The organism is Melaminivora sp. (assembly GCF_032059615.1).
In the GTDB taxonomy this organism is placed as follows: domain Bacteria; phylum Pseudomonadota; class Gammaproteobacteria; order Burkholderiales; family Burkholderiaceae_C; genus Melaminivora.
On sequence record NZ_DAMCAM010000092.1, the window covers coordinates 1 to 6,984 of the forward strand.

A 6,984-nucleotide genomic window follows, 5' to 3' on the forward strand; every position below is an offset into this window, starting at 1 on the left:
GACTGGGTGGCGATGGACCTGTTCAGCCAGGCCGAGCACGACGAGCTGGCGCAGTCCATCCTGCTGTGCCCGGACGCGGGCTATATCGACCAGGTCCAGGCCGCCATCGACCGCCTGCTGCCCGAGATGCCGCGCGCGGCCATCATCGCCCGAAGTCTCACCGACCGCGGCGCGCTGATCCACACGCGCAGCATGGAAGAAGCCTGCGAGATCAGCAACCGCATCGCCCCCGAGCACCTGGAGGTCTCCAGCCGCGAGCCGCACCGCTGGGAGCCGCTGCTCAGGCACGCCGGCGCCATCTTCCTCGGCGCCTACACCAGCGAGTCGCTGGGCGACTATTGCGCCGGCCCCAACCACGTGCTGCCCACCAGCGGCACGGCGCGGTTTTCCTCGCCGCTGGGGGTGTATGACTTCCAGAAGCGCAGCAGCCTGATCGAGGTGAGCGAGCAGGGCGCGCAGAGCCTGGGCCGCATCGCCAGCGTGCTGGCGCACGGCGAGGGCCTGCAGGCGCACGCGCGGGCGGCGGAGATGCGGCTCAAGGGCTGAAGCCCCTCACGGCCTGCGCGTTGCCCGTGGCCTGCGCGCAGCGCAAGCGCGCATCAACGTCGCCATAGGCGCCCAGGCGCAACCGCGCCGGCCCCGTGACCGCCAGCTGCGCGCCGGCCTCCAGGAACAGGTCGTCCGGGCGGCCGTCGCAGGTCAGCCAGACGCGCCCGCCGCGGCCCTGCAGCAGCAGTCGGGCGCCGCGCGGCACCTCGACCACGTGCACGGGCTGGCGCGCCGGCAGGGACAGTTCCCGCCAGCGCGGCGGGGCAGGGCGGGCGCTGCGCCGCAGCCAGGCCAGCGGTGAAAACCGGGGAAGCAAGGTCAGGGAGTTCATGGCGCCCACTGTGGCGGGCTGCCCCGCGTGCCGCCAGCGACAGGCGGGCGCTGGCAACTGCAGTACAGCGCCCCGCCCGGGCTGCCCTGTACTGGCCCGGGCGCCGCCATCTGTACTGCCCGGGCACGGGGCCGGGCCCTCAGAATGCGCGCATGGCACGCACTGATCACCCACCGCTGTACCAGCAGATCGCCGCCCAGTGGGCCGAGCTGGTGCGCAACGGCACGCTGGCGCGTGGCGAGAAACTGCCTTCGGTGCGCGCGCTGGCGCGCCAGCACGGCGTGGCACCCACCACGGTGGTGCAGGCGCTGCACTGGCTGGAGGATGCGCGCCTGGTCGTGGCGCGGCCGCGCTCGGGGTTCTTCGTGGCGCCGCACCCGGCGGCCGTGCCGGGCCTGCGCCCCGAGACCGGCGCGGCGCGCGGACCCCAGCGCCCGCGCGAGGTGTCGGTGGACTGGCTGGGCCGGCGCATCCTGGGGCGTGAGCACCCGGCGGACTTCGTCTCCTTCAGCAGCGGCACGCCCGGCCCGGACCTGCTGGACACCGAGCGCGTGCGCCGCGCCGTCGCCCGGGCCGTGCAGCGCCACCGGCATCTCCTGTGCAACTACCCCTCGGCGACCGGGCAGGAGGACGCGCGCCGGGCGCTGGCGCGCTACGCGGCCGGCCTGGGCTGCACGCTGGACCCGGACCAGGTCATCGTCACCAGCGGCTGCATGGACAGCATCGCCCTGTGCCTGCGCGCCGTGACCCGCCCGGGCGACGTGGTGGCGCTGGAGTCGCCCACGCATTTTTCCTTCCTGGAGGTGCTGCAGGGCCTGCACCTGCGCGCGCTGGAGATCCCCACGCACCCGCGCCACGGCCTGTCGCTGGATGCGCTGCAGCTGGCGCTGGAGACGCAGCCTGTGAAGGCCGTGCTGCTGGTGCCCACGCTCAGCAACCCGCTGGGCGCCTGCATGCCGCAGGCCGAGCGCCGGCGGCTGGCGCACATGGCTCGCCAGCACGACGTGGCGGTGATCGAGGATGCGATCTACAACGACCTGTCGGACAGTGACGAGATGCGCCGCACCGTCAAGTCCTGGGACACGAGCGGGCACGTCCTGCTGTGCGACTCGTTTTCCAAGACGCTGGCGCCGGGGCTGCGCCTGGGCTGGGTGGAGGCGGGCCGCTACGGCGAGGCGGTGCGGGTCATCAAGGACGTGCAGTCGGGCGGGCAGTCGGCCATCCTGGAGCTGGCGCTGGCCGACCTGATCACCCAGCCCGGCCACGCCGCCGCCATGCGCCAGCTGCGGGCGCGCGCAGCCGCGCGCGTGCAGGCCGCGCGCGAGACCATCGCCGCGCACTTTCCGCGCGGCACGCGCGTGAGTGACCCGCCCGGCGGCCTGCTGCTGTGGCTGGCGCTGCCGCGCGGGCTGGAGGCTCGGCGCCTGCATGAAGCCTGCCTGGCCGAGCGCATCCTGGTGGCCCCCGGCACGGTGTTCAGTGCCAGCGGGCGCTTTCGCAACTGCCTGCGCGTGGGCCTGGGCGGCAGCTGGAGCGCCGAACACCTGCAGGCGCTGCGCCGCATGGGCCAGATCGCCGGCCGGCTGCTGCTGCAACAGCCGGCGGAGCGGGCCGAGGAAGAGGTCCGAACACCACCGTTCCGCGAACCGCAGTCCTGGGACGGCACGGGTGCGCTTGAGCGAGCCCAGGGAGGTATCGGGTTGGCGCCCCGAGCGGATGCGCCGCTCCCCCAGGCCGGCTAGGCAAACCCGTCACAAAGGGAACCACGACCCCGAGAAGGGGAAAGTTTGCATCACTTTTGTGTAGACATTAATCTACGACACAGCCATGGAGATAGCAGGGTTCGACTGGGATGGCGGCAACTGGCCGAAATGCGCAAAGCATGGCGTGAGCCGTGAGGAAATCGAGCGGATGTTTCTGGAAGGTCATGCCCGGATCGCACCTGACATGAAGCACACGACGCCGGCCGAGAGCCGCCACATCGCGGCAGGCCGTGTCGATGGTCGCGCGCTATTCGTGGCTTTCGCTTTCAGGGGCAGGCGCATCCGCCCGATCAGCGCCCGTTACATGCATGCGAAGGAGGCGAGCAACTATGAAGCGAGTACCTGAACTCAAGACCGATGCCGAAGCCGAAGCCTTCCTGGAGCAGGATCTGTCCGGCCTCGATTTCGAGCAGTTCAAGCCGATGCGGTTCGAGGTGGCCAAGAAAGAGGCTGCCCTGAACATGCGCCTGCCTGTCGCCCTCATGGACGCGATACGCGCCCGGGCCAGGGCCAAGGGCATTCCCTACGCCCGCTATGTGCGGATGGTGCTGGAGGCGGATTTGCAGCGTGGGCAGTGAAAGTCGGCGGCCTGACGCACAGCCAGGGAACCCACGAAACCTGTGCCCCACGAACTTCGTGTACCATTTTTGCCGTGAAGAACATCACCATCACCATGGATGACGCCGCCGCCGAGTGGGTGCGTGTGGAGGCCGCACGGCGTGCCACCAGCGTCTCGCGCCTGGTGGGCGAGTGGCTGGCCGAGAGGATGCGCCAGGAGGATGCCTATGCGCAGGCCATGCGCGATGCGCTGGCTTTCGAATCCTGGGGCCGGGCCGAGCCGCCCTTGCCGCGCGCCGCGCAGTACGAGCGATGAGCGCGCTGGTTTTCGTGGACACCAGTGTGCTGCTGCGCAGCGCCGACGGCAGCGAGCGCGCCGCGCAGCAGGCCGCGCGCGCCTGGCTGACCGCCTGCTGGCAGCAGCGCACCGGCCGCATCAGCTCGCAGGTGCTCAACGAGCTGTACCACCAGGCCAGCACGCGCTTTGCCGGCGCGCGTGTGCTGCAGCAGGCGCGTGCGCAGGTGCGGCGCCTGCGCGTGTGGCTGCCCCCGCACCTGGACGCCTACACCGTGGACGGCGCCTGGGGCCTGCAGGACCGCTATGGCCTGGGCTACTGGGACGCGCTGATCGTTTCCTCGGCCCACCAGCAGGGCTGCCGCTACCTGCTGACCGAGACGCTGGCGCATGGCCAGCAGTTCGATGCCGTGCGGGTCGTGGACCCGCGCGCCATTGCCCCGCACGCACTGGAAGCTGACGAATGACCGAATCCACGCTCGAACGCGCCCTGTCCCGCATCCGCCCCGAGGTGCGCGCCATGCAGGCCTACCACGTCGCCCCGTCCGACGGTCTGCTGAAGATGGACGCGATGGAGAACCCCTTCCCCCTGCCGCCCGAGCTGCAGGCCGCCCTGGGCGAGCGCCTGGGCGCCCTGGCGCTCAACCGCTACCCCGGCGCGCGCCAGGAAGACCTCAAAGCCGCCCTGGCGCGGCACGCGGGCGCGCCCGAGGGCAGCGCCCTGATCCTGGGCAACGGCTCGGACGAGCTGATCACGCTGCTGGCGCTGGCCTGTGCCCAGCCCGCCCCCGGCGGCGAGCGCAGCGTGGTACTGGCGCCGGTGCCGGGCTTCGTCATGTACGCCCTGAGCGCGCAGCTGCAGGGCCTGGACTTCGTGGGCGTGCCGCTCACCCAGGACTTCGCGCTGGACGAGGCCGCCATGCTGGCCGCCATCGAAGAGCACCGCCCGGCCATCACCTACATCGCCTACCCGAACAACCCCACGGCCACGCTGTGGGATGAGGCGGCGGTGCAGCGCATCGTCGATGCCGCGGCGGCGGTGGGCGGCATCGTGGCGGTGGACGAGGCCTACCAGCCCTTTGCCAGCCGCTCGTGGATCGAGAACCTGCGCGCCGAGCCCGGGCGCAACGGCCACGTGCTGCTGATGCGCACCCTGTCCAAGTTCGGCCTGGCCGGCGTGCGCCTGGGCTACCTGATCGGGCCGGCCGCGCTGGTGGCCGAGATCGACAAGGTGCGCCCGCCCTACAACGTGAGCGTGCTCAACTGCGAGGCGGCGCTGTTCGCCCTGGAGCACGCCGAGGTATTCGCCGCCCAGGCGACCGAACTGCGCGACCAGCGCGAGGCGCTGGTAGGCGCGCTGCGCGCCCTGCCGGGCGTGGAGCGGGTCTGGGACAGCCAGGCCAACATGGTGCTGGTGCGCGTGCCCGACGCGGCCCGCACCTTCCAGGGGATGCGGGACCGCAAGGTCCTCGTCAAGAACGTTTCTACAATGCACCCGCTGCTGGCCCGGTGTCTGCGCCTCACGGTGGGCAGCAGCCAGGACAACGCCCGGATGCTGGCAGCGCTTTCTGCTTCGCTATGACCTCTTCTGCACTTGTTCCTTCCGCCATTGCCGCCGACCCCGGCGCCGAACGCACGGCCGAGGCCGCGCGCAACACGGCCGAGACGCGCATCCGCGTGCGCGTCAACCTCGACGGCACGGGCCAGTCGCGCCTGGGCACGGGCATCGGCTTCTTCGACCACATGCTCGAGCAGATCGCGCGCCATGGCCTGATCGACATGGACGTGGACTGCGACGGCGACCTGCACATCGACGGCCACCACACGGTCGAGGACGTGGGCATCACGCTGGGCCAGGCCTTTGCCCGCGCCATGGGCGACAAGAAGGGCATCCGCCGCTATGGCCATGCCTACGTGCCGCTGGACGAGGCGCTGTCGCGCGTGGTGGTCGATTTCTCCGGCCGGCCCGGCCTGCACCTGAACATTCCGTTCACGGCGGCGAGCATCGGCGGCTTCGACACCCAGCTCACTTACGAGTTCTTCCAGGGCTTCGTCAACCACGCCCAGGTCACGCTGCACATCGACAACCTGAAGGGCATCAATGCCCACCACCAGTGCGAGTCGGTGTTCAAGGCCTTTGCCCGGGCGCTGCGCGCGGCGCTGGAGCGCGATCCGCGCATGGCAGGCACCATCCCCTCGACCAAGGGCGCCCTCTGAAAAATTCGGGTAAAAAGGGCTTTCAGCCCTTGTGCAGCCTAGGCCTATAGCTATGAACAACAGAGCAAACACGGTGGCCGTGGTGGACTACGGAATGGGCAACCTGCGCTCGGTTGCCCAGGCCGTGCAGGCCGCGGCCGCCGGCACCGGCTGCACGGTGCAAATCACCGCCCGCCCCGAGGAGGTGGCCGCCGCCGACCGCGTGGTGCTGCCCGGCCAGGGCGCCATGCCCGACTGCATGCGCGAGCTGCACAGCAGCGGCCTGCTGCAGGCGTTGCTGGCGGCCGCGGCGCACAAGCCGCTGTTTGGCGTGTGCGTGGGCATGCAGATGCTGCTGTCGCACAGTGCCGAGGGCGACACGCCGGGCCTGGGCCTGGTGCCGGGCGAGGTGCTGCGGTTCGACCTGGCCGGCCGCCTGCAGCCCGACGGCAGCCGCTACAAGGTGCCGCAGATGGGCTGGAACGCCGTGCGCCAGGCGCGCCACGGCGGGCGCGCCCATCCGCTGTGGGCGGGGGTGCCCGAGGGCAGCAGCTTCTATTTCGTGCACAGCTACTACGCCCGCCCCGAGGACCCGGCGCACGTGGCCGGCGAGGCCGACTACGGCGGGCCCTTTGCCGCGGCCGTGGCACGCGATAATATTTTTGCCACGCAGTTCCACCCCGAGAAAAGCGCGGCGCACGGCCTGCAGCTCTACCGCAATTTCCTTTCCTGGAACCCCTGAGGCTCCGCCCCTTCCACGGACCGGCCGGCGTTCTGTTGCAACCACCCCGTTGGCTTCACGCCAGAGCCCCATCGCACCGCCCAAGACCATGCTGCTCATCCCCGCCATCGACCTCAAGGACGGCCATTGCGTTCGCCTCAAGCAAGGCGACATGGACCAATCGACCACCTTCGGCGAAGACCCCGCCGCCATGGCACGGCGCTGGGCCGATGCCGGCGCGCGCCGCCTGCACCTGGTGGACCTGAACGGCGCCTTCGCCGGCCAGCCCAAGAACAAGGCGGCCATCAAGTCCATCCTGGCCGAGGTGGGCGATGACATCCCCGTGCAGCTGGGCGGCGGCATCCGCGACCTGGACACCATCGAGCGCTACATCGACGCCGGCCTGTCCTACGTCATCATCGGCACGGCCGCGGTGAAGAACCCGGGCTTCCTGAAGGATGCCTGCAGCGCGTTCGGCGGCCACATCATCGTCGGGCTCGATGCCAAGGACGGCAAGGTGGCCACCGACGGCTGGAGCAAGCTCACCGGCCACGAGGTGGTGGACCTGGCG

At 70.8% G+C, this 6,984-nt stretch carries 11 protein-coding genes; 10 read left to right on the forward strand and 1 reads right to left on the reverse strand.

All coding sequences use genetic code 11. The annotated features are described in order from the left end of the window. The coding region (locus RT051_RS13995; RefSeq protein WP_313077579.1) for a histidinol dehydrogenase at positions 1 to 546 on the forward strand (546 nt) is incomplete at its 5' end. Here RT051_RS13995 and RT051_RS14000 read toward each other — a convergent pair. Beyond that, positions 536 to 880, reverse strand: a complete 345-nt coding sequence (locus tag RT051_RS14000) for a DUF2917 domain-containing protein (protein ID WP_313077581.1) — start codon at positions 878 to 880, stop codon at positions 536 to 538. The genes RT051_RS13995 and RT051_RS14000 overlap by 11 nt on opposite strands. A gap of 152 nt (positions 881 to 1,032) precedes the next feature. Between RT051_RS14000 and RT051_RS14005 the strand changes: the two genes are divergently transcribed. The 9 genes from RT051_RS14005 to RT051_RS14045 all read left to right on the forward strand — a co-directional run. Next, a complete protein-coding gene (locus RT051_RS14005) occupies positions 1,033 to 2,622 on the forward strand; it encodes a PLP-dependent aminotransferase family protein (RefSeq protein ID WP_313077584.1) in 1,590 nt (529 codons plus the stop codon). Between the two features lie 85 nt (positions 2,623 to 2,707). Continuing rightward, positions 2,708 to 2,989 (forward strand): BrnT family toxin, encoded by a 282-nt coding sequence (locus RT051_RS14010; protein ID WP_313077587.1) that lies wholly within the window; start codon positions 2,708 to 2,710, stop codon positions 2,987 to 2,989. Further along, the gene (locus RT051_RS14015) at positions 2,973 to 3,221 is read left to right on the forward strand and encodes a BrnA antitoxin family protein (RefSeq protein ID WP_313077589.1); all 249 of its coding nucleotides are present in this window, start codon (positions 2,973 to 2,975) and stop codon (positions 3,219 to 3,221) included. Before RT051_RS14010 ends, RT051_RS14015 begins: the two co-directional genes overlap by 17 nt. Positions 3,222 to 3,295: 74 nt before the next feature. Beyond that, on the forward strand, positions 3,296 to 3,517 hold the full coding sequence (locus tag RT051_RS14020) for a CopG family transcriptional regulator (protein ID WP_313077592.1): 222 nt from the start codon (positions 3,296 to 3,298) through the stop codon (positions 3,515 to 3,517). Then, a complete protein-coding gene (locus RT051_RS14025; protein ID WP_313077594.1) occupies positions 3,514 to 3,963 on the forward strand; it encodes a PIN domain-containing protein in 450 nt (149 codons plus the stop codon). The genes RT051_RS14020 and RT051_RS14025 overlap by 4 nt, the downstream gene beginning before the upstream one ends. After that, positions 3,960 to 5,078: an aminotransferase class I/II-fold pyridoxal phosphate-dependent enzyme gene (locus tag RT051_RS14030; protein WP_313077597.1), complete on the forward strand. Its 1,119-nt coding sequence runs from the start codon at positions 3,960 to 3,962 to the stop codon at positions 5,076 to 5,078. The genes RT051_RS14025 and RT051_RS14030 overlap by 4 nt, the downstream gene beginning before the upstream one ends. After that, entirely contained in the window at positions 5,075 to 5,713 is a 639-nt protein-coding gene (gene hisB, locus RT051_RS14035; protein WP_313077599.1) for an imidazoleglycerol-phosphate dehydratase HisB, read from the forward strand. The genes RT051_RS14030 and hisB overlap by 4 nt, the downstream gene beginning before the upstream one ends. A gap of 52 nt (positions 5,714 to 5,765) precedes the next feature. Continuing rightward, positions 5,766 to 6,434: an imidazole glycerol phosphate synthase subunit HisH gene (gene hisH, locus RT051_RS14040; RefSeq protein ID WP_313077602.1), complete on the forward strand. Its 669-nt coding sequence runs from the start codon at positions 5,766 to 5,768 to the stop codon at positions 6,432 to 6,434. An 88-nt stretch (positions 6,435 to 6,522) separates the two neighbouring features. Then, on the forward strand, positions 6,523 to 6,984 hold a 462-nt coding region (locus RT051_RS14045), incomplete at its 3' end, for a 1-(5-phosphoribosyl)-5-[(5-phosphoribosylamino)methylideneamino] imidazole-4-carboxamide isomerase (protein ID WP_313077605.1).

What these genes read in the sequence shown, in the direction of transcription:
- RT051_RS14000 (WP_313077581.1), bottom strand. Translation starts at nt 880, where the DNA reads ATGAACTCCCTGACCTTGCTTCCCCGGTTTTCACCGCTGGCCTGGCTG.
- RT051_RS14005 (WP_313077584.1), top strand. Translation starts at nt 1,033, where the DNA reads ATGGCACGCACTGATCACCCACCGCTGTACCAGCAGATCGCCGCCCAG.
- RT051_RS14010 (WP_313077587.1), top strand. Translation starts at nt 2,708, where the DNA reads ATGGAGATAGCAGGGTTCGACTGGGATGGCGGCAACTGGCCGAAATGC.
- RT051_RS14015 (WP_313077589.1), top strand. Translation starts at nt 2,973, where the DNA reads ATGAAGCGAGTACCTGAACTCAAGACCGATGCCGAAGCCGAAGCCTTC.
- RT051_RS14025 (WP_313077594.1), top strand. Translation starts at nt 3,514, where the DNA reads ATGAGCGCGCTGGTTTTCGTGGACACCAGTGTGCTGCTGCGCAGCGCC.
- RT051_RS14030 (WP_313077597.1), top strand. Translation starts at nt 3,960, where the DNA reads ATGACCGAATCCACGCTCGAACGCGCCCTGTCCCGCATCCGCCCCGAG.
- hisB (WP_313077599.1), top strand. Translation starts at nt 5,075, where the DNA reads ATGACCTCTTCTGCACTTGTTCCTTCCGCCATTGCCGCCGACCCCGGC.
- hisH (WP_313077602.1), top strand. Translation starts at nt 5,766, where the DNA reads ATGAACAACAGAGCAAACACGGTGGCCGTGGTGGACTACGGAATGGGC.